We start from the raw sequence: 22,571 nt of genomic DNA on the forward strand, positions 1-22,571 counted from the left end.
AATCGCATGTGGTACCCCTTTCACGACCTGGACCGGAGGCAACGCGGACAGCGCTTCTTGCTCTGGGTGCTGATCCACACGGTAATCATGCTTGGGATTGGGAGCGCCAATGCTCGCCTGGTCACCGAGGCTGCGCCGGGTCACATCGTGAGCCTGGAGCTCGCGGGCACGCTGGAGCAGGCGCGCGCGATCCTCGCGAGCTGGGATCGAGAGCAACAGCTCTTCGCGGTGTTCGGCATCGGCGCGGATTATCTGTACATCTTCGTGTATGGCACCCTCCTGGCTGCCGGCGCTGCCTGGGGCGCGCTGGTGTTCAAGCAAGGGCTGTTGAGCAACGTCGGCGTCTTCCTGAGCCGCGCCATGATCGTCGCCGGGCTCGCCGACGCGGTGGAGAACTACGCGATGCTCCAGCTCTTCTGGGGTGAACAGAGCCAAGGCTGGGTGAGCCTCGCCTACTATTGCGCGAGCCTGAAGTTCCTGATCGTGATCAGCGCCATCGTCTACAGCCTGCTCACCACCGTCGCCGCATTCACCTGGCGCCGCCTCCGCCTATAATCCGTACGGCGGGTTACCGCACCAGAGCTGGTCAGCACTTGCTGGAGCTCCGTGCTCAACCCCTGTGTTGCTGGAGCCCCCACCCCAATCGGCAAGTGCCGGATGTCATTTATTGCCACGGGGAAACGTGAAGTGTTCGAGCCCGCGAACTGGTCCCGTTTCACTCCAGCGCTTGGCCTTGGGGAGGAAACCCGTTTCTCTTCAGCGCTTGGCCTTGGGGAGGAGCCCGCCCCTCACCCCGTGGGGGCGGGCGGAGGGGTTCGCCGCGGATCGTGTCGCGCAGGCCTACTTCTGGTACGCGCGGTCGCGCGGGCTGTACTTGGTGGTGCCGCTCTTGAACTTGGGTTGCACCTTGGGGATCTCGATCACTGCCTGGGGGCGCATCGCGCGGCCGGTGACGATCACGGTGTCGATGCGCTCGGTGCGCGGCTTCTTTGATTGCGCCTTGCTGTGGCGCTGAGAGCGGCGCAGCGGCTTACCCTTGGCGGTCTTTGCCTTGGGGGTATCGATGCTGCTCTTCGGAGTCGGCGCGCGCAACGCTTCCGCACGGCTCGAACCGCTGGCTGACTTCGCCTTGGGCTTCGCTTCGGCGCTACTCACCCCCAAACCCAAGAGGGCCAGAGTCAGAGTCAGCGTGGTCAGTTTGGTGAGTCGCAACATGTAGTCCCCCGATGCCGTGCGCCGGCGCAACGCTAAGCCTGACACGGTTGCGCCACGAAAGCTTGGGTGCTGCGGGGCGGATTTCCAGTGAGAATGAAGCTGCTGTGGCGTTCGTGTGAGCGGTGGGCAAGCTTTTGCGCAGTTGTTACCGCCTGAGACAGGCGAAGCACTGGGTCGGCTCAATGACGCGGTGTTTCCACGCCGTGGGGTTCGTCGTTTGGTGGACCATTTCGCCGATTCGCGGTAACTCGCAGCCGCAATGGCTGGGGTGAGGGGTGTACAGCGGGTCGTTCTTTGGACGAGTCGCGTAGGAGGCGCGTCCAACGTCTCGACCTTGGTCTTGAAACAGCGTGGCCTGTGCGTCGCGCCCTAAAGGAGTCCTCAAATGCGGAAAGCCTTGTTCTTGAGTGTGTTTGCCCTCGCCGGGCTGGTTTCTTTCAACGCCGCCGCGGCTGATGAGCTGGGCGAGCCTGGGCAGATTGCTCTCGGCGCCGAGCGCGTCTTCGGTCTGAACTTCTTCTCACATAAGCTCGAGCTCGACGGAAACGAGAGCACCACGTCGGGTACTTCGATTGGCTTGATTTTCAATGATGCAGCCACGCCGTACACCGTGCCGCGCGTTGCGCTCGACTACATGGTGGCCGATGGTGTCTCGATTGGTGGCTCACTTGGCTACGTGAGTCAGAGCAGCGAGACGGAGACCAAGACCAGCGCAGGGAGCAACACCCAGGACAATGGGAGTGTGTCGTCCTTCGTCATCGCCCCCCGCGTGGGCTATGTCATCCCCGTCGCTGACGGAGCCGACTTCTGGGTCCGGGGCGGGATCACGTACTACTCGCGGACGGTCTCTCCCGATCAGGGGGACGATTCGAAGGACAGCGGATTGGGCCTCGGCCTCGAGGGCATGTTCGTGTTGTCTCCGATTCCAGGATTTGGCTTCAGCATCGGGCCGACGGTGGATTTCGGACTGAGCGGTACCCAGGATCCTGGCGGTGGCGCACAGGAGCTCGACTCGAAGTACACGAACTTCGGTCTGAACGCCGGCCTCGTCGGCTGGTTCTGATTGAACATTCGGCTGCCTAGGCAGCCAGGCGAAACAGGGATGGGCGACGCGCTGGACCTCGAGTCTTGCGCGTCGTTCGCTATTTTGAGTACGGAAAAAGCGAGGTCTGCATGCGGAAGTCTTGGTTTTTGGGTGCTTTTGTCCTCTGCGGGCTGTTGTCCAACAACGCCCACGCCGCTGACGAGCTGGGCGAGCCAGGGCAGGTCGCGCTGGGGGTCGAGCGACTGTTCGGCATCAACCACTGGTCGTCGACGGCCAAGCCATCCGAAAAGCCCGAGGTGACGCTAAGCGGGACCTCGATTGGCCTGGTGGTGAACGGAGGAACGACGGCCACCTTCGACGAAGCGACGTTCCCGATGCCTTACTCGATTCCGCGCCTTGCTCTCGACTACATGGTGGCAGACGGCGTGTCGATTGGCGGCTCCATCGGCTACACCCGCCGGACGGGTGAGGTCGAAGCTGGGGGGCAAACCTCCGACGTACCGACGGTGACGGCCTTGGTGCTCGCCCCACGGGTGGGCTACGTCTTCCCGCTAACCGACGGCGTGGATTTCTGGCTGCGCGCCGGGGTGACTTATTTCCGTGCGGCATACGAGTATGACGTGCAGAACACCCCTTCGGACGACAGCTTGACCGGATTCGCCCTGTCCGCCGATGGCGCTCTGGTGTTGTCGCCGATCGCTGGGTTCGGCTTCTATCTAGGGCCAACCGTGGACGTCGGGCTGAGCGGCACGTACACCGACGAGGGTGGGGGAGGCAGCGAGGACGTCGACGCGACGCTGAGCAGCTTTGGTCTCAACGCCGGCCTCGTGGGTTGGTTTTAGGACGACTGGTTCTAGGCCGGTCCTGCTAGTTGTTGCTCGCGGCCGGGAGCGCCTTGATGCTCGCTTGTGCTTTCGCGCGGAAATGATTCGCGAGGCTGCGTTGCCCGAAGCTCTCGGCGACGCAGTCGTGGGTCATCACATGGGCGTAGAAGTGCATCAAGTCGGCCACCCGGGGGTTCAGCGGGCGCAGCATGTAGCCGGAGAGCTTGGTGAAGAAGACGGGCAGCGCCGGGGTGCGAGGTGCCTTGTCCCAGGCTTCGAACGCCAGCTCCGCGATCCGGCGCCGGCTCAGCGTCTCTGGGCCACCGACTTCACGTTCGCTGAAGGCGCCCTCGATGCCGTCCACACACACGATGGCGAGATCTTCGTCGGCGATGGGATTCGTGACGGCGTTGCCGTCACCCATCAAAGGGACGAGGCCGCGCTTGGCCATCGGGAGCATGGCTTCCAGCGCGGAGAAGAAGCCTGTGGGCCGCACGATGCAGGCAGAGAGCTTCGACCTTTGAATGGCCTCTGCCACTTGCTCGTGGGCGTCTACATAAGCCAGGTGCCGGGTGCGCTCAGCGCCCGCCACGCTGACGTAGGTGAAGTGGGCGACTCCAGCGCTCTCTGCGGCGCGCAGCAAGTTCAGGTTCGCCGGCAGGTCGAAGCGTGGAAACGACGCGCGGCCGAGGCGCAAGTCAGGCTGCACGCAGGCTCCGACGCAGGAGAACACGTGGGTGATGCCCTGGCAGGCGTCGATTGGTTCCGCGCGCAAACAATCCGCGCTGAAGTGTTCGATGCTGCTCGGCAAGTCGCTCAGCGGCTTGCGGCTCAGCCCGCGCACGCGGTGTCCACGTCGCAGGAGCTCGAGAGCGACACTGCGCCCGAGCCGCGAGGAAATACCAGCGACGAGCACGTGCTTGGCTTCAGAGGCTTGCTGTGCTGATTGGGTCATCTCGCGCTGCCTGCTGGTGCGGTGCCGCCTCCCCCCCAAAAAAAGCCGACCTCTGGTCGCCGCCCGGTTCCTCTACGGATAGGCGGATGTGGGTGATGTGCGCCCCTGAAGCGAGATAGCGCGCAATTTCCCTGACGGAATGAGGCTCAATGACGCAGCGCGACTCGCGTTCTCGCGGACTCTTCTACAGGTTCTGGAACGGCACCCGTTCGCTGGGGTTATGAACGCAGTATCGAGTGGGCTCAGCGCCGCCATGGTGCCCGAGCAGATGGCCGTGAAAGTGCTGGCGAAGGCACAAGAAACCACCAAGGAGATGGGCCAGCAAGCGCTGGCACTGATTGACGCTTCCGCACCGCGCGCTCCCCAGGGCAGCGCCGGTCACAACCTCAACGTGGTGGCGTGATGACTCACTTGAAGCTGGGGATTTGAGCTGTTTCGTGCGGCGCCGCTGTGCTTGAAGTCACCGGTTGCCGCCGCCGGATGCTCGCGTTAGCGCAGTGGGCATGTCGAGCGTCTACGATTTCAGCCTGAAGCGCATCACCGGAGAGAACCAGAGCCTTGGCGAATACGACGGCAAGGTGCTGTTGATCGTCAACGTCGCGTCCAAGTGCGGTCTAACGCCGCACTACAACGGACTGCAGAAGCTCTACGACGAATACTCCGATCGGGGCCTCGAAGTGCTCGGGTTCCCGTGCAACCAGTTCGGCGCTCAGGAGCCTGGGAGCGAAGCGGACATCCAGGAGTTCTGCACCACGAACTTCTCCGTGAGCTTCCCGATGTTCTCGAAGATCGAGGTCAACGGGCCTGGTCGCGACGCGCTGTACGGCTGGCTGACCTCCCAGAGCACCGAGCCCGACGGCCCCGGTGACATCAAGTGGAACTTTGCGAAGTTCCTGGTGGGCCGCGACGGTCAGGTGGTCGCTCGCTTCTCCCCCACGGTGGAGCCCGAGGCGGCAGAGCTGAAAGCCGCGCTCGAGAAGGCGCTCGGCTAGGCTCCAAGCGCGACAACAAATTGGGCCCGCCGCGCCGGCTTCTGATAGCCGCGAACGGACGATGGATCCCTTGGTACGCGGCGCTCTCGCAGTCCAACAAGCGATCGCGCGCTCCGCGGGCTTGGCGATCAGTCTCGCGGCGGGGGCCCTCCTGGTGTGGAGCCAGGTGCGCGTCAGCGAACGCCACGCGCTCAGTTGGTGGTGGCTGGCGATCGTCGGTGCGGGCCTCGTGGTTTCGCTCTTGGTGCGCCTGGTGCGCCGCCTCGAGCGACTGACTCCCGAAGACGCACTTCGCCTCGACATCGAGCTCTTCACTCACCTGGTGGTGCTTGCGTTCGGCATCGTGCTGCAGACGCAAGCGGGGCTGGCAGGGCCGAGCTACCCGGCGGTCTACGTGCTCATGATGCTGGCGGCGGCCTTCGCGCGCCCGGGCGCCACGGTCGTGATCGTGCTCTTCACGCTTGGCTTGGAGGCGGCCATTGTCGGCTTCAGTCGCGGAACCAACGCGATCTGGGACCAGTGGGGACACGCGGCGCTGTTGGTTGCGTTCGCTTCGGTCAATGCATTTGTTTTCCGCGCGGAGATTGCTCGGGTGCGTCGCTTGTCTCGCGCCCATATCGACTCCGAGCTCGACAAGCTGCGTGAGGCCGCGCGCACCTATCGGCTGCTAGGGCCGCCGAGCAGCAGCGGCGCGCGCAGTGAGCGTACCTCGGTGCGCCCCGGTTCCCTCGAGACGGATGAAGAGCGCCTGGTGCGCTCCGGCGTTGAAGAGATCCATCAGGCGCTGAGCCTGGCGCTGGACCTCTTGCGCGGTTCGCTCCGGGCACGCACCGCGGTGCTCCTGTGGCTCGACGCTTCTGGGGAGAAGCTGCGCATCCACGAGATCTCGACCTCGGCGCAGAACATCGATCCCGGCCCGTTCTCCGCGAAAGAAGGCTTGTTCGCCGCAGCGTTCAGTCGTGGGGGACCGGTGAGCCTGAACGGCACCAAGGCTGGTCGGCACCTGCCGTATTACGCGCTGGTGCCCAGCGTGGGTGCAGCGTGCGCTGTCCCGGTGCTGGAACGCGGACAGCCGCGGGGCATGCTGGTGGTGGACCGCCCGGAGAAGCAGCCGTTCACCAATGATGACGAGGCGCTGCTCCACGAAGCGACGCGCTTCTTCTCGCGTTCGATCCAGAACGAGCGCGTGTTCATCCAGCTCGAGCGCGCGAAGGTGCAGCAGGGCAAGCTTTACCGCGCGGCAGAGCTCTTGGCTGGCGCGACGACGGAAGCTCAAGTCATCGAGCACGGCGTGTCCAGCGCCCGAGAGTTTGCGAGCTTCGACTTTGCCGCGGTGACGCTGTTCGACAAGAGCACTGCAGAGCATGAAATCTGTGCAGTGAGCGGCGCGGGTGCCGACGACCTGGTGGGCCGCCGTTTCCGGCATAACGCGGGTCTCGTCGGCATGGTGGTGGAGAATCACCACCCGCTGCCTTACCGCGGTCAGTACGATCCGAAGCGCCAGGTCGTGTTCAGCAAGCGCCTGAACCCACCGAGCATGCCGTCGCTGTTGGTGCTGCCGCTCTTGGTGCACGAGAAGGCGCTTGGCACCCTGGTGCTCGGTTCGAGTCAGCGTGGGGCGTTTGGTGATGACGCGCGCACCACGCTCGAAGTGCTCGCGAGTCACGTCGCGGTCAGCCTCGCCAACGCACGCATGGTGAAGCGCCTGGAGGAGCTTGCGACGACGGATGGCCTGACGGGCCTCTTGAACAAACGCGCGCTGATCGACACCGCGGGCCACATGATTCGCTCCGCTGAGCGCTTCGAGAAGCCAGTGAGCGTGCTGGTGTGCGACATCGATCACTTCAAGAAGGTGAACGACACCTACGGCCACGACGTCGGGGACATCGTGATCAAGGGCCTCGGCACCATCCTCAAGCGCCAGAAGCGCGACACCGACGCCGTGGGTCGCTTCGGTGGTGAGGAGTTCGTGGTGGTGTGCGAAGAGACCGACAGCGCCGGCGCGATCCTCCTCGCCGAGCGCGTGCGCACCGAGCTCGAAGGCACGACCTTCCACGCGAATGGCCACGCGGTGCGCTGCACCTGCTCCGTGGGCGTCGCGACATTCCCGGTCGCCGGCCGCGACTGGGATGCGCTCTTCAAGGCCACCGACGAAGCCCTCTACGCCTCCAAGCGCGGCGGCCGTAACCGCGTCACCGCCTGGAATCCGCGGCTGAGCGGGGCTTCTGCGGCGTAGATCCGTGGGGAATTCGAGGTTGTCGCACTGGCGGCGACGTGGTGTCCGCGCTAGCGGCGGCCACGAGGTGCCGGGTTTTTCCCATAGTAGGAAGGCCGAGAAGTCGACTGTCCATCTGGCGCGGATCCTGCTAGACCGGAAGTATGCCCTGGCAGCTACCCTCAGTGGAGCACAAGGTTTACGCGCGAAACCCGCTGATAGCGGTGATCGTCGACCTGCGGTTCCAACCAATACTGCGCATCCAGCGCGGTGTAGCTGACTTTCAAGACGCCGTACGACCCAGATTCGCCGGCTATCAGCCGTCAAAGGCGCAAACTGTTCAGATGCAGCCATTCGGGCCCATTCGCGTCGAGGACGAAACGATTCATCGTTTCCTCGGGGATCAATACGCGATCAGCCTGACCAATCAGTCACTCACGCTCGAGATGCAGGCGCATGACTCGAAAGACGGTTCGTTCGAGTTGTTCGAATTCGGCTTGCGCGCACTTCAGAAGCTCTTCGAGCCCATCATGCCGGTTCGTCTTGGCCTCCGCTACATCAACCACATAGACGCGCTTCAGGTCTCGGATGAGCTGGGACGCGCGGTTGATTGGAGCGAGTTGGTCTCGTCAGCCTTCATCACTCCACCCAGCGGCTTGGTTCACAGCGACGCCCGCTTCACCGCGCAAGTCAACGCGCCAAGAGACCCCGGAGCCCTGACGGTGCAGTACGGACTGGTGACGGACCCTCAAGGAAAGCTCGGCTTTCGCCTCGATATCGACCGCTACGTCGAGGGTGCGTTCCAGCTCGTCGAGACCGAGCGGCTGTTGCCCGATTTCGCCGCGGACATATACTCAGTGTTCTGTGCGGCGAGTGCGCCAACACTGCTCGAGTGGATGGGGGAGAAACCATGAGTGAGCGACTGCTAAGTTTCGTGGTGCTCTCGAGCTTGAGTGCAGGAGCGCCTTATCATCCTGTTCAAACTCAGGAGATACGGTTGTCGCTTGGACTTGGATCCGAGACGCCGTTGCCGGCAAACATCGCGCCTGTTGCCTTTCCGGTAACAACCTCGGGTTCATGGGAGGTGTCTGTTGATGCCGCGGGTAGCCGTCGAGCGCGGGTGGTTCGCGAGGCTGCGTCCCTTGTCCAAGCCATCGCCAAAGTGCTCCCGATAGATCACGAAGCGGACGCGCTTGCGACGCGGCTCGCCAATGAACGGCGAGCATCCCGGAAGATCACAAAGCTCCGAAAGAAGAATGGATAGCGCGCAATGGGGGAGCGGTGGCCAGGGGTTTATGGCGAGGAAGAACTTCGCCTGCACATCAAGGAACTGAGCCAACGCGAGTTCTTAGAGGAGTCTTTCTACGAATGGAGATCCGCGGCAAATCTCCGTTCGCCGAATGACCTCTGCCAGGGAGATGTTGTTCGAATCGAGTCAGATGTTCCCCTGATTGACGCCGAGGGCGATCCGTCTCTTGTCGAGCGTGAGACAGATTTCTGGATGGTTTTGGGGAATAGCTGCGACTTCGATCGAGAGCTGGACGATGTTGAGTTCACTCAGATCGTCCCAGTCGAGGCTTGGGGATCGGAGATCGAGGCGACGCTACTCTCCTCTTTTCGCGGGTTCACCCAGTATCGGCGCTTCTACCTACCGGATTGGCGTCTTGCAGGGAACCTTGAGTATTTCTCTGCGGATTTGACCAATCCGGTGACGCTGCACAAGGCGGCGTTTCCCGAGCACGTTCATCTCGAAGCGAGGCTCAGCAGAGCCGCCTGGACCTTGTTGAACGCATGCCTCGTGCGCTTCGTCGCGCGAAGCGACGGTCGAAACGACTAATGAGCCTGAGGTGACGGGCCCGAGCCGAGCCTACCGTCCGAACCGGCAACAACCCCACAGCGCGCCAGCCTCGAAGCGCCAAGGATATTTCCCTGAGGCAATAGGCGAAGCCCGAGCCGAGCCGTAGGTCAACTCAAGGCACCGGACGTCTGAGTCCCTTTAGGCGTCTTTAGTCACCCGTACTCGAGGAAAAGCGAGGGAGTTGTGGAGGCGGCGCAACGGCCCGCAGGGTTCGGGCGCCGAGGCGGGTGAGCGTAGCCCGCGTGAGGCCGGTCTTCGCGATGGACGCTCGCGGCTGGTTTCAGGCGCAGGGTGTTGAAAACACCCTGCAGATCGAGATCACCGGCTCCGCGCACACCTCTGCCAGATCTTGCTCTCGCAAAACCCTCACCCCGCTGGGGTTTTGCGAGAGCACGGAGTAGTTCCGCGCGGGGCCATGCGAGCTGGAAGCGTAGATTCTATGGTCGCTGTGCGCAGGCCAAGACTCGCACGAGGCCGCCACGTTGCCTTTCCCTAGCGACCCCCATTCAAGCCCGAACCAGGAGGGCCGTGGGAGCCGACTGAACCCGAACCGGCAACACCCCCACAGCGCGCCAGCCTCGAAGCGCCAAGGATATTTCCCTGAGGCAATGGGCGAAACCCGAGCCGAGCCGTAGGTCAACTCAAGGCACCGGACGTCTGAGTCCCTTTAGGCGTCTTTAGTCACCCGTACTCGAGGAAAAGCGAGGGAGTTGTGGAGGCGGCGCAACGGCCCGCAGGGTTCGGGCGCCGAGGCGGGTGAGCGTAGCCTGCGTGAGGCCGGTCTTCGCGATGGACGCTCGCGGGTGGTTTCAGATCAGAGCTGGAAGCGTAGATTCTATGGTCGCTGTGCGCAGGCCAAGACTCGCACGAGGCCGCCACGTTGCCTTTCCCTAGCGACCCCCATTCAAGCCCGAACCAGGAGGGCCGTGGGAGCCGCCGCGCTCTACGACTGAGCCCGGCTTGGCGACTGAGCCCCGATGGGCTAGAGCAGCCTCTGATGGCTTTCAATCTTTACGATACGCGACAGAAGCGGCAGGTGGAGTTTCAGCCCCTCGAAGCGGGCAAGGTCAAGATCTACAACTGTGGTCCGACCGTCTACTCCACGGCGCACATCGGTAATTTTCGCTCCTTCGTGTTTGCGGATCTGCTGCGTCGCTACTTCGAGTATCGCGGCTTCGAGGTGACGCAGGTGATGAACATCACCGACGTGGGGCACCTCACCGAGGATGATCGCGCGGATGCAGGGGGGGAGGACAAACTCCAAAAGACCGCGCGTGAGCTGGGGTGGGATCCGTTCAAGGTCGCCCGACATTTCGAAGACGGCTTTCACTCGGATCGCGTTGCCCTAGGGATCCAAAATGCGCATCAGTACCCGCGCGCGACGGATCACATCCCCGACATGCTGGTCCAGGTGCAACAGCTGCTCGACCGCGGCCACGCCTACATCCCCGAAGGCACCGGTGAGGTCTACTACGACATCTCTAGCTTCCCGGAGTACGGCAAGCTGAGCGGGAAGATCACCGAAGACCTGGAGGCGGGTGCTCGCGTAGAGGTCAACACGGTGAAGCGCCACCCGGCAGACTTCGCGCTGTGGAAGACGGAGCAAGGACACCTGATGCAGTGGGACCCTCACGCCGATGCGACGTGGGAGGGCTACCCTGGCGCGCGTCCGAAGCTCGATGAGCGTATTCAGAAGGGATTCCCTGGCTGGCACATCGAGTGCAGCGCCATGAGCTCGCGTTACCTTGGGGATACGTTCGATATCCACACAGGAGGTGAGGACAACATCTTCCCTCACCACGAGTGCGAAATCGCCCAAGCCAAGGGCGCCACCGATGGCGAGTTCTCCCGCTACTGGATGCACGCGCGGCACCTGCTGGTGAACAACAAGAAGATGAGCAAGAGTGAGGGTACGCTCTACACCCTCGAGGATCTCAAGGCGAAGGGTTACACCGCGAAGGAGATCCGCTACCTGCTGCTCTCCAACCACTACCGCCAGCCCATGAACTTCACGCTGGAAGGGCTAGACGCAGCGCGCGCCTCGATGGGGCGGCTGCAGACCTGCCGCGACCTGCTGGTGGAGCGCAAGGAGCTGAGTGAGGAGCCGAAGAGCGCCGAAGTGGACGAAGCCGTCGCCAAGCTCGAGCGTGGCTTTGGTGAGAGCCTGGACGACGACCTCAACACCGCGAACGCCCTGGCGGCGGTGTTCGAGTTCGTGAATGGAATCAATCGTGTGCAGCCCACCGGGGCCGATGCCGCGAAGGCGCTGGCTGCGCTGGATCGCGCCGATCATGTCCTCGGAGTGCTCAACAAGGAGAGCAAGAGCGGCACCATCAGCAAAGCCGAGCTGGACGCGGAGGTCGATCAGGCACCGAGCCCCGAGCGGGCGAAGGAACTGCTCGCGCAGCCGAGCTTGAGCCCCGCAGAGCTTCGCCAAGTGGCGCTCGCACGTCACGCCGCTCGCAAGAACAAGGACTGGGGCACGGCGGACGCGATCCGCGATGGCCTGAAGGCCCTGGGCGTGTTGTTCGAGGACACACCCCAAGGTGTGCGTTTCAAGTTGCCTTGAGCGAGTAAGCAAGCGCCGTAGGTCAGCGTGGTGAGGGGCTAGCGCTCCTCACCCCCCCCGGCTCCCGCCGCTGCGAGCCGGGCTAGCTGCCGCGCAACGAAGGCGCGCAACTCGCGCTGATCGAAGGGCTTGTCGAGATGCCCCGAGTTGAGTTCCTCGAGGAAACGAATTCCGGCTTCGGAGAAAGCTCCTCCGGTCATGAACACGAGGCGCTCAGTGTACTTCGGAAGTTGCGCCTGGACGCGCTTCATCACTTCCATTCCGCTCATCTCCGGCATCATCAGGTCGCAGAGCACCAGATCGAAGTCGCCTGCCCCCATCAGCTCCAGGCCTTGCATGCCCGTCTGCGCGAGGGTGACATCGTGGAGCTGGGCGAGTCCGCGCCTCATGGCTCTCCCGACTTCGGGTTCGTCGTCGATGATCAAGATTTGACGTCGCTCAGCGGACGCGACCCGCGGAGGCTCTGGGGTCAGCACACGGGCGGGTTGAGAGAGGCTCTCCGGAAGCTGGACGATCACGCACGTGCCGGCTCCAGGAACGGACGTCACGCGAATGTTCCCGCCGTGCTCGTCGATGATCTTCCTGCAGATTGAGAGCCCCAAGCCGAGCCCGCCGGCGCTCTGCTTGGTCGAGAAGAATGGGTCGAATAGCTTGCGCAGATCACGAGCTTCGATGCCAGCTCCCGTGTCGCAAATCTCGACTTCGATCCAGCTCCCTGTGCAGCGGGTTGCGATTTCGATGCGATTCTCTTTCGCGTTGCCCGGCTCGATCGCTTGAGCGGCATTCAAGAGCAAGTTTACGAATACTTGGACGATGCGGGAGCATTCCGCGCGGAGAAGCGGGAGATCCTCGCGACGCCGCACCACTTGCGCGCGGTGGCGGGTCTCGTTTGCCGTCATCGTGAGCGCGGTGTCCACGGCTTGGTTGATATCGCAGCTCTTGCGCACCTCTGGCTGGGGGTTCGCCAGCGTTCGCAGATCGCGCACGATGTGGCTCACGCGTTCGGCGCCTGCCTTGGCTTCGCGCAGCGCCTCGAGCGCGTCTTCCATTGCGCTTGCGGCGTCGCCATCGGAGAGGCTCTGCAGCGCGTGATCCAGATTCGCGATCACGAAGGTGAGGGGGTTGTTCACCTCATGGGCCACGCCAGCGGCCATCACACCCACCGACGCCATGCGTTCGCTCAAGTTGAGCTGTTGCTGGATGTCCCGCAGCTCGGTGATGTCCCGCACCAGCACGACGCAGCCGCGAGTTCCGTGGGGTACACAACGCCCCTCGTAGAGCTTCACTCCGTCGGCCGAAGGCAACTCGAACTCCCAGAGGCGGATGCGGCCTTCGATGCGCGCCTTCTTTGCTTGTGCCTGCACTCCGCCCGCTTCGATCAGTGAGTCGGACAGTGAGCTGGTGATTTGAGGTCGCGGGTTCAGGACCTGACCCGAGTCGTCCACCAGCCACACGTGGTCGGGGATGGCCGTCAGGACCTCTTGTAGTTCCGTGCGGCTATTGGCGAGCGCTTGCTCGTATTCGGTCAGTGTCGCGAGCTCTTCCGTCAGCTGGCGATTGCGCTCTAGGAGCTCGTTGGAAACGAGCTGAAGCGAGCGACCCACTAGATCGTGCTCCGAGTCCGCCTGCGCGTACGCCGCCTCGACGAGTTCAAGCAGCTTCTTGAAGGGGGGGTCGTCCGGCGGATCCCCACCGTCGTAAGCGCGCTGCAGCTGGCGGCGCAGGAGGCGGTGCATTCAGTTCTCGGAGAGAAGTGTGACAGTCATCGTCTGGTTGTGAAGCGCTTCACCAGGCATCGTGTGACAAATCTCGCCGTTGGCGTAAAAGCCCGAGAGCTTGCAGTCGCGGAGGTGTTCAACGACAGCGTCCAGCTCGTCCTCGGCTTCTTGCGCCATCAAGAGGCGGCGTCCGACGCAGCTCACGAGAATTGCGAGTTGTGGCGTACCCCCGTGTTGCTCGAGGGCGCGCTGGGCGGCGACGGCGGCACCGTCCACCAACCGCGCGGTACTCGAGAACATGAAACGCGCGAGGTGCCCTTCGGGGACATCACCGGCGAAACGCATCGCCTCGTCATCGATGCCGAGAATCGTGCGCACCACCTGGGGGCTATCGGCGACCTCGGCTCTCACACTGAGGGGGAAGCGCAGCGCTGCTGCTGGCAGGCCCTCTGCATAAGGGCCAAGGTAGTCGCGGTAGAGCTTCAAGGCGGAGCAACCGTCCAGCTCGTAGAGCAGGTTTCCGGAGGAGCGGGTGATCACCCGTTCGGGGCCAAATGCACTCCAGCCACCGGCGAAGCCGCAGCCAACCCGCAGGCTCTCGCCGTACAACCCGACCGCGCATAGCCCGCTCCTCACCAGCTTGCCCTTGCTCAAGAGCAGCGTGTCCTTGAACGCCGCGCCATCCGCCGCGAGCCCGCCACTAATCGGGACATCCTTGGGGAGGCCAGCAGCCAGGCCACGGACGACCTCACTACCGTTGATCACCAGGCCATTCGAGAGGACGAATACGAGACGCAGGCTGGTGTCGGAAAGTTGTTGCCCCAGGGATACGCCTGCGTCGAAGGCTGAGGCGAAGTCCGACAGCACGGCGCATGCGCCGCGCACCTCCGCCTCCCGGAATCGCATTGCGGTCAAGACGAGGTTTCCGTCGCAGACGCATGTTCCTCGAATGCTGCCGCCGCTCGAACCACCAAGCACGACCTGGGGGTCGAAGCGCTGACAGATCGCCGAGACCGCGTCGGGCTGCGCAAACGCAGAGTACTCACCCAGGCTCAGTACCAGCTGTGGCTCGAAGTCGAGCGCGTCGTGATCGATGAATCCGTCAGCGGGATCCCAAGTGATGTGCGCGACTTTCAACCCCGACCCCCCCGAACCCGAGCACCGCCCATTGCGAGATGCGTTGGCATCACGCGGGCTGCCGTGGGCAGCGCTTCAGAGCATCTCTCAGAAGCGGCTTCGAGAGAAGCGCGATGAGTCGCCGGACACAGGAGCACACTAGAGCTACGGCTGCGTCGGTCGAAGCTTGAGGCGCGAAGCTACCAGCGGCTGTCCTGTCAGCCTGTCTCGCAGACTTAGAGTGCGCTTGCGTAGACGAGCCGCAGATCGTTCAACTTACCGCCGATTTCCTTCTTGGGGGTCACGGTGACGCTGAACTCGTGCTTCTTGCCGAGCGGATATTGAGCCGGATCGCCAGGAGTCAGGACGACGTAATCTTTCGCCTTGTCGAACGGACCTTCGGATCGCTCCGAGACGACGATGTACTTCAGGCAGGGCGTGCCGTCTTGCCCCGACTCGCACTTCGAGTGTTCAATCACGGTCGCGTTGAACTTCAGGATCGCCGGGCCTGGCAGGGCCTTGCCTAATCCCTCGAAGGTGACCTCAGTGGCAACCGGCGCCGCGGCAGGCGCGCTCGACGCCGGCGCACTTCCGCCTGACGAAGCGGGCAGGGCACTGGCGGTCTCCAGCAGCTTGGCTACCGCCGACGGATCAGGCGTCGCGATCTCGTCTCCGCCCTTCGCCTTGTCGTTGCATCCCAGGGTCAACCAAGCGCCTACGAGTAGTACGAGGTAAGCGGTTCGTCTCTGCATGACTCCTCCTCGAAGCTCAGGCTGAAGGTCCTGTCGCTTTCGTTCAGGGCGGTGAGTGTACTCTGCTAGACGCCGAGGTAGGCCAGTTCCTTCCCATCGACCGCGAATGCTTCTGAGTCCGTCATCTGACCCATGGGACCGACCGAGGTGAACACGTGAGCTTGGTCAAGTGACGGAAGCGGCAGGCGAGCGCATCCGTTGCTTCACGGAACCGGCATGTGACTACGACCTAGCTCGAACGGATACTCCTAATTTTATGCGGTGAAACTTGATTTGAATAGGGAGAACTCGGGCTCCCCACGGTAATGTTCAATGTCGTCTGTTCGCGGTCTTGGCGCGCGCTGCGCGACACAACAAGGGCGTCGGCGGAACTGCTGGAGGACGTGATGAAGAGAACGTTGGGTCTAGGGATGGCGGCATTGCTCGCTCTCGTGTTCACCAGTGGCTGTGATCGGCTGGATCTAGGCGACACTTTCGGTTCAGGCGCATCGATCGACGTGAGCAGCGCGAGCGAACCCGACTCTCCCAGCGTCCAGTGGGTCGCCGCGCAATACACGGACATCAACAACCGCGCGACGCGGCGTGAGCTCCGCGCAGTGAGCGGTCGTGACTCGAGAGGTGCCAGCGTGCTTGGCTACTTCGACGGCGACGTCCTGCGTAAGATCATCCGTGGCGGTAACCCTTACCAGGAGTACCTCTACTCCCCGACGGGACAGCTGATCTTCGCTTTGGACATCACGAACCGTACGGATGGTACCCGCGAGGAAACGCGTGGGTACTTCCATCGTGGCTCGATGTTCCGCCAGTTGAAGAAGTTCAACGGTGGAGCAAACCAAAGCGTAGCCGTGACGCCTGATGTTGCCTCAGGGATTCTCGTCGACTCTGCGGAGATGGCGGGAGTGCTTGGAGTCTCCACGGCGCCCGGGACCTTCGTACCCGCCGCGGCACCGCCCGTCGCCGAGTGCAGTGACTGCAACTTTGCTGGCACCCGCTGCAACGCTTCGGGGCGCTGCGAGATGAACCCGACGGCGACCTGGCGCTTCGAGACCATGCAGATGACGATGGTGGACGCGCCCCAGGGCACCACCGTTCAGGTGTGCATTCGTCAAACGCGCACGACGCAGTACTACTGTTCCCAGGCGCAGCGCGCGCCCGGGCGCTCCGGCAAGTTCTACAACTTCATCCCGCCGGCGCAGCGCTCGTCGATCAACATCCGCAGCTCGGACCTGGTCACCGGCAGCGGCATCGACATCATGCTCTATGTCAACGGGCAGCAGTCCACGACGCGCTTCGCCGCTTCCTACACATCGGTCAAACCTGGCCCGAAGCTGTTCGACGGGGGGCTGGTGTTCAAGACTCAGAACGCGATGTTCCCGGCGGTGACCTTCAAGCTGATCAACACCAGTGGCTGATTCCGTCCCACGGCGCCCTAGTACAACGGCGCCCTAGTCCCACGGCATCCTTGGTTCCACACGGTAACCTGTGACTCGCCAGGTGTCTCCTTCATGTCGGAGTACGAGGGTCTCGACACCTGGCAACGCTGCGTACTCGCTAGCGTACTGCACAATCACGAACTCTCCGGGTTCGAGGAGATTCTTGATCAACTTCGTACTTCGCAGCGCGTGCAAGTCGCGGCGTTTCAGCTCACCGCTCTGAGCGTGCACCTGGCGCAATGCGGCGGTCCAGCCTTGCTCCGAGACGCTCACCCTCAGCCACTCAGAGCCTGCTGACCATGTCTCGGAGTAGCGATGGGCGTCGAGCAGCGCGAGCCACTCGCGCGCGGCGATGTCTGCCGGGTGCTCCTTCGGTGGCGCCTGGTGGCAGCCCGCGCAAGCCAGCAACAAGGCAACGAGCCAGAAGCGACGCACCACGGACTTCACCGCACACAGGCTAGCCGGGAACGTGCACCTGGGCGCTACCACTCGTCCTCTGCTGGCGCCGCTCGTCACAGCGTCCCAGCGCTCGCGCCTGGCGGATGCTCAGCTGCGAACAGTGTCGCGTTCGACCTGGCTCGTGATCGGCGTGTGGTGGACGGCCTTTGGGTTGCTCCACTTCTTTTCGTTGCTCGAGTTTCTGCCCTTCGAGGACGTCGCAGCACGACGCAGTCTGGCTTGGACGCTCTCCGGCTTCTTCTCGAGTCTCCCGCTGGCTTGGCTGGTGCCACGTGTGAAGCGCCCACGTGGCTTCGCTGGGCTCGTGGTGCTCGCGACCCTGCTCTCCCTGTTGTGGGGGATCGGTGGGTCAATCCTCGAGGAAATGGCGGACCCGTTCTTGTCTTCCTACACGAGTTACCTCTTCTTGGCGCCGAGCCAGGAGGCGCGCCTCGACTCACCCCTGGCGTTTCCGGGGATTTTACTGGGGCTCTTGGTCGTGCTGCTCCTGCTCGAGCAGCGCACTCGCCTACGCGGCCAACAACAAAGTTTGGTGGAGGTGGAGCGTACGGCACAGCGAGCTCAGCTCGAGGCGCTCCGTTATCAGCTCAACCCGCACTTCCTGTTCAACGCGCTCAACAGCATCGGCGCGCTAGCCACGGAGGATCCAGAGAAGACGCGCCAGGTGGTGACTCAGCTCGCCGACTTCCTTCGCTACTCCCTCTTGCCCAGCAATGAGGAAGCGAGCCGGGTCACGCTCCAGCAGGAGATCGAAGCCATCGTCGCCTACCTCGGGATTGAACAAGTGCGTTTCGAGAGCGATCTGGTCGTGACCTACGCCATCTCGGAGGCTGCCGGTGTGCAGGAAGTGCCCGCGTTTTTGCTCTTGCCGTTGGTCGATAACGCGATCAAGTACGGGCAGCGCACGAGCCCCACGCCGCTGAGGATCAAGCTGAGCGCCAGCTTCGAGGACGGCGCCTTGTGGGTCGAGGTCGCGAACACCGGGCGCTGGCTCGAAGACGCGAGCGTGCCCGGCACCCGCAAAGGCCTAGCCAACGTGGAACAGCGTCTCGCCGCCGAGTATCCTGGGCGCTACTCCCTCACCACCGATGCCGATGGAGAGTGGGTGCGCGTGAGCTTGAGCCTCAGACCTGAGCTTCCGAAGTGACCCTGCATGAAGGCCTTGATTGTCGATGATGAGCGGCTGAGCCGTCGTGCGCTGCGAGGCCTGCTCGGTCACCTCGGCGTCTCCGAGTGCGAGGAGGCGAGCAGCCTGAAGGACGCCATCGACGCGCTCACGCAAGAGCGCTTCGACCTGGTGTTTCTCGACATTCAGCTCCGCGGGGAAACTGGCTTCGAGCTATTCGAGCGCGCCGGGCAGCTCGAGCTGCCCCCGGTCATCTTCGTGACGGCGTATGACTCCTACGCCGTGCGCGCCTTCGAAGTGAACGCCCTCGACTACTTGATGAAGCCGGTCGCGCTGGAACGTTTGCAGTCGGCGCTCGACCGCGCAAAGCAGCGCACCTCACCCCCAAAATCTCGGGTAGAAACGCCGTCCACGGGCGTGGGGGGAGCGGCTCTGACTGCGCCGGCAACGGAGCTTTCGAAGCTCTCACCAGAGGACCTGATTTTCTGTGAAGAAGGTGGAAAGGCGCGCTTCGTTCGGGTGAGCGAGGTGGTGTTGATTCAAGCCGCGGGGAACTACACCGAGATCGGACTGCAGGGTGGAGTGAGCGTGTTGGTGCTCAAGCCGCTGCTGGTGTGGGAGCAGCAACTGCCGGAGCGTCAGTTCGTGCGCGTCCATCGCTCGACGATCGTGAACGTGAGCTTCATTCGCGAGATCACCCGGGAGAGCTCGTCGAGTCACAGCGTCACGCTGCAAGGCTGGCCACGCGCCGTGCAGCTCAGCCGTCGGCGGGCGACGGAGCTTCGGAGTCGACTCGGGGTGTGACCACTCATCCGGGTACGGAGCCGCTCATCCAACGAGGGCTCCGCTTGGCCTGAAGCGGTGGAACGCCACAAAAGATCCTGCAAACTCGGACCCATGTTGCGCATCGCGAAAGTTGGCAGTCTCTGTTTGCTGGTGTCACTCCTCGGAGTCGGTTGCTCCGATGATGACAGCGCGTCTGGCGCGGGCGGGAGCGCCGGTTCGTCCACGGCAGGTTCCGCAGGGATTGGGGGTGAGGGGGGCAGCGCCGGAAGTAGCGCGGGCACCGGTGGAGCCAGTGGAGCTGCGGGCAGCGGCGGAACCGAAACGGGAGGCACCGCCGGGCAAGCCACAGCCGATCTCCAGAGCCTCATCGAAACAGCGCAGACCGAGATCGGTCTACCGGCGCTCGCTGGCGTGGTGCTCCGCTCAGGCGGCATCGTCGATCAAGGGGTGAGCGGTGTGAGGCGCCTCAGTCAGCCGGATCTGGCGACGCTGGATGACCACTGGCACATCGGCTCCAACGTCAAGGCCATGACCGCCACGCTGTGCGCGATGCTGGTGGAAGACGGCAAGCTAGAGTTCGACGCCAAGCTCAGCGACTTATTCCCCGAGGTAACGGGTATCGACCTAGGGCTGGCGGACGTCACCCTCGAGATGTTGCTCCAGCACCGCGCTGGCATCGCAGCCTACACCAGCCGTTTGTCCATCAACGTCATCCCCACGGATGTCGCCGACGATCGCCAGAAGTTCGCGGAGTGGCTGATCCAGCAGCCACCGGCGACCCCCATCGGTGAGTTCAACTACTCGAACGCCGGCTATGGCCTCGTGGGTGCGATCCTCGAACGCGCCAGCGGTATGACCTACGAAGAGCTCCTCGACTCGCGCCTCGTGCAACCTCTGGGGATGCAGTCCAAGGCGTGGCTCAGCTGGCCCGCGAGCACCGAAGCAGAGCAGCCCTGGGCCCATTGGTCGATCACCGGACCCTTGCAAGAGCACCCGCCCACTGACGTCTCGATGCCCCTCGGGCTGAGCACTGCAGGCAACTTCAGCTTCTCGCTGCTCGACTACGCACGCTTCGTCCAGCTCCACCTGCGGGCGCGTCGTGAAGATCCAGAGCTCCTGAGCCAAGGCAGCTTCGACAAGCTGCACACGCCGAACGGCGACTACGCCATGGGCTGGGTCGTTGCGAGCTACAACGGCAAGCCACTTCTGGCTCACGAGGGCAGCCTGGATGGCTTCGATGCGCACACCGTGATCTGGCCGACTGAAGATCTAGCGCTCGTGCTGGTCAACAACGCGGGCGCGAACTTCGCGAGCGAACCGGTAGCGATGCGTTGGCTGGCGTGGTCCGAGCTGCCGTGGCCAGCCGCGAAGTGACGCGACGTGCGGCTAGCTGCGGTTACTGTGGCGGCTGCAAGCACCGCACGCACTCGAGGAGCGCGCGCATCTTGGGCGCAGTAGAAATTCTCTGGGGAAAATAAAGAAACAACCCGCTCTCGACGATGCTGTACTCCGGCAGCACACGCATCAACGAGCCGCAGGCGAGCTGGCGCTCGACCAAGGGCGCAAACAAGTAGGCGAGGCCCTGGCCTGCCTCGGCGAGCTCGGCTGCATACAAGGCGTCATTGACCACCAGTGAGCCGCGCACTTCGACACGCCGATCGTCGCCTGCTTCCTGAAACTCCCAACGGTAAAGGCCGCCCCCGCTGACTTCCCGGTAGCCAATGCACTGGTGCTGCGCGAGGTCAGACAGCGTCTTCGGAGGTGGATGCGTACGGAAATACGTCGGGCTCCCCACGACGATGGCTTCCAGAGGCGGTGTCAGCCGAACCGCGACCATGTCTTGCTGAACCATCTCACCGAGGCGCACCCCAGCGTCGAAACCCTGGGCGACGATGTCTGACAAGCCATCGTCGATGAAGATCTCCAGCTGAACCTTGGAGTGCTTTCGCCCGAGCTCAAGCGCGAGCGGAGTGACGGTCAACGGGAGCGCCACGCGGGGAACATTCAGGCGCAGCAGCCCGGTGGCTTCTCCCGAAGCGGCGAGCCGCAACAGCTCGAGCTCTTCACCCAGGCCAGTCAACGCCGGCTCGGCCGCCGCGACAAAACCATGGCCCGCTTCCGTGAGGGAAACGCTGCGGGTCGTGCGCGCAAACAGAGCGACGCCGAGGCCGCTCTCCACCTGGCGCACGGCGTGAGAGACGGCGGAAGGCGTCATCCCAAGCTCCCGCGCGGCCGCGGTGAAGCTCCGCTTTTGCGCGACGCTGAGCACCACCGGTAGGTGCCTCAAGAGGTCCCGCGTGGCGCTCAGCTCCTGCATTGTGAAACTCTACTTCATAATGCATGCAATCAGCAGGCGATTATCAGAACGCATTGCAGGGTGCACAGTCACTGGGTCAGCCATCGAGAGGAGATCCACATGACCTTGAACCGCTACTTCACCCTCGGAAACACCGGCTTACGCGTGAGCCCCCTGGCGCTGGGCGCCATGACCTTCGGCACCGAGTGGGGCTGGGGCACAAACCGCGAGACCGCGGAGCAAATGCTGTCCCTGTACCTGGAGCGCGGCGGCAACTTCATCGACACCGCGGACCTCTACACCGGCGGCACCAGCGAACAGTGGCTGGGTGAGATGATCAGCGAACGCAAGCTGCGTGACCGCGTCGTGCTGGCCACCAAGTTCTCGTACAACGCGGAACCGGGTAACCCCAACGCGGGCGGCAACGGTCGCAAGAACCTCTTGCGCGCGGTTGAAGGATCATTACGCCGTCTCAAGACGGACTACATCGACCTCTACCTGCTTCACACTTGGGACGGCGTGACGCCGGTCGAAGAGGTGATGCGCACCTTCGACGACTTGGTTCGCGCGGGAAAGGTGCGCCACGTCGGGCTCTCGAATACTCCGGCGTGGTATGCGGCGCGTGGCCAGACGCTGGCCGAGGCGCGTGGTTACGAGCGCTTGAGTGCGCTGCAGCTCGAGTACTCCCTCGTCGAACGCCATATCGAGCGCGAGTTCATTCCGCTCGGAACCGAACTCGGCATGGGCGTGATGGTGTGGAGCCCGCTGGGCAGCGGGATGCTGAGCGGGAAGTATCGCGCAAAAGACGGCGCGGCACCATCCACCGAGGGTCGCCTCCAGGTGATGCAGGACTCCACCAACCCGGGCTTCACCAAGCTGAAGCAAGAGAGGAACTGGCGCATCGTGGCCGAGCTCGAGCAGGTGAGCGACGCGCTGGGCCACTCGATGGCGCAAGTGGCGCTGAACTGGGTGGCGAATCGACCAGGCGTGGCGTCGGTGCTCGTGGGTGCCACCAAGCTCAGCCAACTCGAAGACAATCTCGGGGCGCTGGACTTCGACATCCCCACGGAGCTGCGGCAGCGCCTGGACGCGGTGAGTGCGCTACCCCAGAGCTTCCCCTACAGCTTCTTTGAGGGGGAGATCCAGAGCATGATCCACACCGCGGACGTTGCTCGAAAGCCGCCGCGCTACCTTGCGCGTTGAGCAGTCCTG

At 63.4% G+C, this 22,571-nt stretch carries 21 protein-coding genes; 14 read left to right on the forward strand and 7 right to left on the reverse strand.

The features are described from left to right. Nucleotides 1–6 precede the first annotated feature (6 nt). Complete coding sequence (locus H6718_21470) at nucleotides 7–555, forward strand: hypothetical protein (GenBank protein ID MCB9587990.1); 549 nt, start codon at nucleotides 7–9, stop codon at nucleotides 553–555. A 285-nt stretch (nucleotides 556–840) separates the two neighbouring features. Here the strand turns inward: H6718_21470 and H6718_21475 are convergent, their stop codons facing one another. After that, on the reverse strand, nucleotides 841–1,260 hold the full coding sequence (locus H6718_21475; GenBank protein ID MCB9587991.1) for a hypothetical protein: 420 nt from the start codon (nucleotides 1,258–1,260) through the stop codon (nucleotides 841–843). Nucleotides 1,261–1,600: 340 nt separating this feature from the next. On the opposite strand from H6718_21475, the gene H6718_21480 reads away from it, so the two are divergent. Both H6718_21480 and H6718_21485 read left to right on the forward strand, forming a co-directional pair. After that, entirely contained in the window at nucleotides 1,601–2,278 is a 678-nt protein-coding gene (locus H6718_21480) for an outer membrane beta-barrel protein (GenBank protein MCB9587992.1), read from the forward strand. Between the two features lie 110 nt (nucleotides 2,279–2,388). Then, nucleotides 2,389–3,102 carry an outer membrane beta-barrel protein gene (locus H6718_21485; GenBank protein ID MCB9587993.1) on the forward strand — a complete coding sequence of 238 codons (714 nt, stop codon included), beginning with the start codon at nucleotides 2,389–2,391 and terminating at the stop codon, nucleotides 3,100–3,102. A 25-nt stretch (nucleotides 3,103–3,127) separates the two neighbouring features. Here the strand turns inward: H6718_21485 and H6718_21490 are convergent, their stop codons facing one another. Then, entirely contained in the window at nucleotides 3,128–4,039 is a 912-nt protein-coding gene (locus H6718_21490; GenBank protein ID MCB9587994.1) for an NAD(P)H-binding protein, read from the reverse strand. A 220-nt stretch (nucleotides 4,040–4,259) separates the two neighbouring features. On the opposite strand from H6718_21490, the gene H6718_21495 reads away from it, so the two are divergent. The 6 genes from H6718_21495 (at nucleotide 4,260) to H6718_21520 (ending at nucleotide 11,673) form a co-directional block, all read left to right on the forward strand. Beyond that, nucleotides 4,260–4,442, forward strand: coding sequence for a hypothetical protein (locus tag H6718_21495; protein ID MCB9587995.1), 183 nt, complete (start codon nucleotides 4,260–4,262; stop codon nucleotides 4,440–4,442). Nucleotides 4,443–4,542: 100 nt separating this feature from the next. Beyond that, nucleotides 4,543–5,031 (forward strand): glutathione peroxidase, encoded by a 489-nt coding sequence (locus H6718_21500; GenBank protein MCB9587996.1) that lies wholly within the window; start codon nucleotides 4,543–4,545, stop codon nucleotides 5,029–5,031. 61 nt (nucleotides 5,032–5,092) lie between these two features. After that, entirely contained in the window at nucleotides 5,093–7,267 is a 2,175-nt protein-coding gene (locus tag H6718_21505; GenBank protein ID MCB9587997.1) for a sensor domain-containing diguanylate cyclase, read from the forward strand. Between the two features lie 143 nt (nucleotides 7,268–7,410). Beyond that, the gene (locus H6718_21510; protein ID MCB9587998.1) at nucleotides 7,411–8,160 is read left to right on the forward strand and encodes a TIGR04255 family protein; all 750 of its coding nucleotides are present in this window, start codon (nucleotides 7,411–7,413) and stop codon (nucleotides 8,158–8,160) included. Nucleotides 8,161–8,516: 356 nt separating this feature from the next. After that, entirely contained in the window at nucleotides 8,517–9,083 is a 567-nt protein-coding gene (locus tag H6718_21515) for a hypothetical protein (protein MCB9587999.1), read from the forward strand. Nucleotides 9,084–10,101: 1,018 nt separating this feature from the next. Continuing rightward, the gene (locus H6718_21520; GenBank protein MCB9588000.1) at nucleotides 10,102–11,673 is read left to right on the forward strand and encodes a cysteine--tRNA ligase; all 1,572 of its coding nucleotides are present in this window, start codon (nucleotides 10,102–10,104) and stop codon (nucleotides 11,671–11,673) included. A gap of 38 nt (nucleotides 11,674–11,711) precedes the next feature. On the opposite strand, the gene H6718_21525 is transcribed toward H6718_21520, so the two are convergent. The 3 genes from H6718_21525 to H6718_21535 all read right to left on the reverse strand — a co-directional run bounded on the left by H6718_21525 (nucleotide 11,712) and on the right by H6718_21535 (nucleotide 15,259). Beyond that, nucleotides 11,712–13,409 carry a response regulator gene (locus H6718_21525; GenBank protein ID MCB9588001.1) on the reverse strand — a complete coding sequence of 566 codons (1,698 nt, stop codon included), beginning with the start codon at nucleotides 13,407–13,409 and terminating at the stop codon, nucleotides 11,712–11,714. Then, nucleotides 13,410–14,528, reverse strand: a complete 1,119-nt coding sequence (locus H6718_21530; GenBank protein MCB9588002.1) for an FIST C-terminal domain-containing protein — start codon at nucleotides 14,526–14,528, stop codon at nucleotides 13,410–13,412. It abuts the gene before it with no gap. Between the two features lie 215 nt (nucleotides 14,529–14,743). Next, complete coding sequence (locus H6718_21535; GenBank protein MCB9588003.1) at nucleotides 14,744–15,259, reverse strand: hypothetical protein; 516 nt, start codon at nucleotides 15,257–15,259, stop codon at nucleotides 14,744–14,746. Nucleotides 15,260–15,645: 386 nt separating this feature from the next. On the opposite strand from H6718_21535, the gene H6718_21540 reads away from it, so the two are divergent. Further along, complete coding sequence (locus H6718_21540; protein ID MCB9588004.1) at nucleotides 15,646–16,671, forward strand: hypothetical protein; 1,026 nt, start codon at nucleotides 15,646–15,648, stop codon at nucleotides 16,669–16,671. 33 nt (nucleotides 16,672–16,704) lie between these two features. Here H6718_21540 and H6718_21545 read toward each other — a convergent pair whose 3' ends face one another. After that, entirely contained in the window at nucleotides 16,705–17,139 is a 435-nt protein-coding gene (locus tag H6718_21545; GenBank protein MCB9588005.1) for a DUF4019 domain-containing protein, read from the reverse strand. A 112-nt stretch (nucleotides 17,140–17,251) separates the two neighbouring features. On the opposite strand from H6718_21545, the gene H6718_21550 reads away from it, so the two are divergent. The 3 genes from H6718_21550 to H6718_21560 all read left to right on the forward strand — a co-directional run bounded on the left by H6718_21550 (nucleotide 17,252) and on the right by H6718_21560 (nucleotide 20,437). Continuing rightward, a complete protein-coding gene (locus tag H6718_21550; GenBank protein MCB9588006.1) occupies nucleotides 17,252–18,298 on the forward strand; it encodes a histidine kinase in 1,047 nt (348 codons plus the stop codon). A gap of 6 nt (nucleotides 18,299–18,304) precedes the next feature. Then, nucleotides 18,305–19,081 (forward strand): response regulator transcription factor, encoded by a 777-nt coding sequence (locus tag H6718_21555; GenBank protein ID MCB9588007.1) that lies wholly within the window; start codon nucleotides 18,305–18,307, stop codon nucleotides 19,079–19,081. Between the two features lie 93 nt (nucleotides 19,082–19,174). Then, entirely contained in the window at nucleotides 19,175–20,437 is a 1,263-nt protein-coding gene (locus tag H6718_21560; protein ID MCB9588008.1) for a serine hydrolase, read from the forward strand. 22 nt (nucleotides 20,438–20,459) lie between these two features. Here the strand turns inward: H6718_21560 and H6718_21565 are convergent, their stop codons facing one another. Next, entirely contained in the window at nucleotides 20,460–21,380 is a 921-nt protein-coding gene (locus H6718_21565) for a LysR family transcriptional regulator (protein ID MCB9588009.1), read from the reverse strand. Nucleotides 21,381–21,479: 99 nt separating this feature from the next. Here H6718_21565 and H6718_21570 point away from each other — a divergent pair, with 99 nt between their 5' ends. Beyond that, the gene (locus H6718_21570; protein MCB9588010.1) at nucleotides 21,480–22,562 is read left to right on the forward strand and encodes an aldo/keto reductase; all 1,083 of its coding nucleotides are present in this window, start codon (nucleotides 21,480–21,482) and stop codon (nucleotides 22,560–22,562) included. Nucleotides 22,563–22,571 lie beyond the last annotated feature (9 nt).

It is taken from the genome of Polyangiaceae bacterium (genome assembly GCA_020633205.1).
In the GTDB taxonomy this organism is placed as follows: Bacteria; Myxococcota_A; Polyangia; order Polyangiales; family Polyangiaceae; genus JAHBVY01.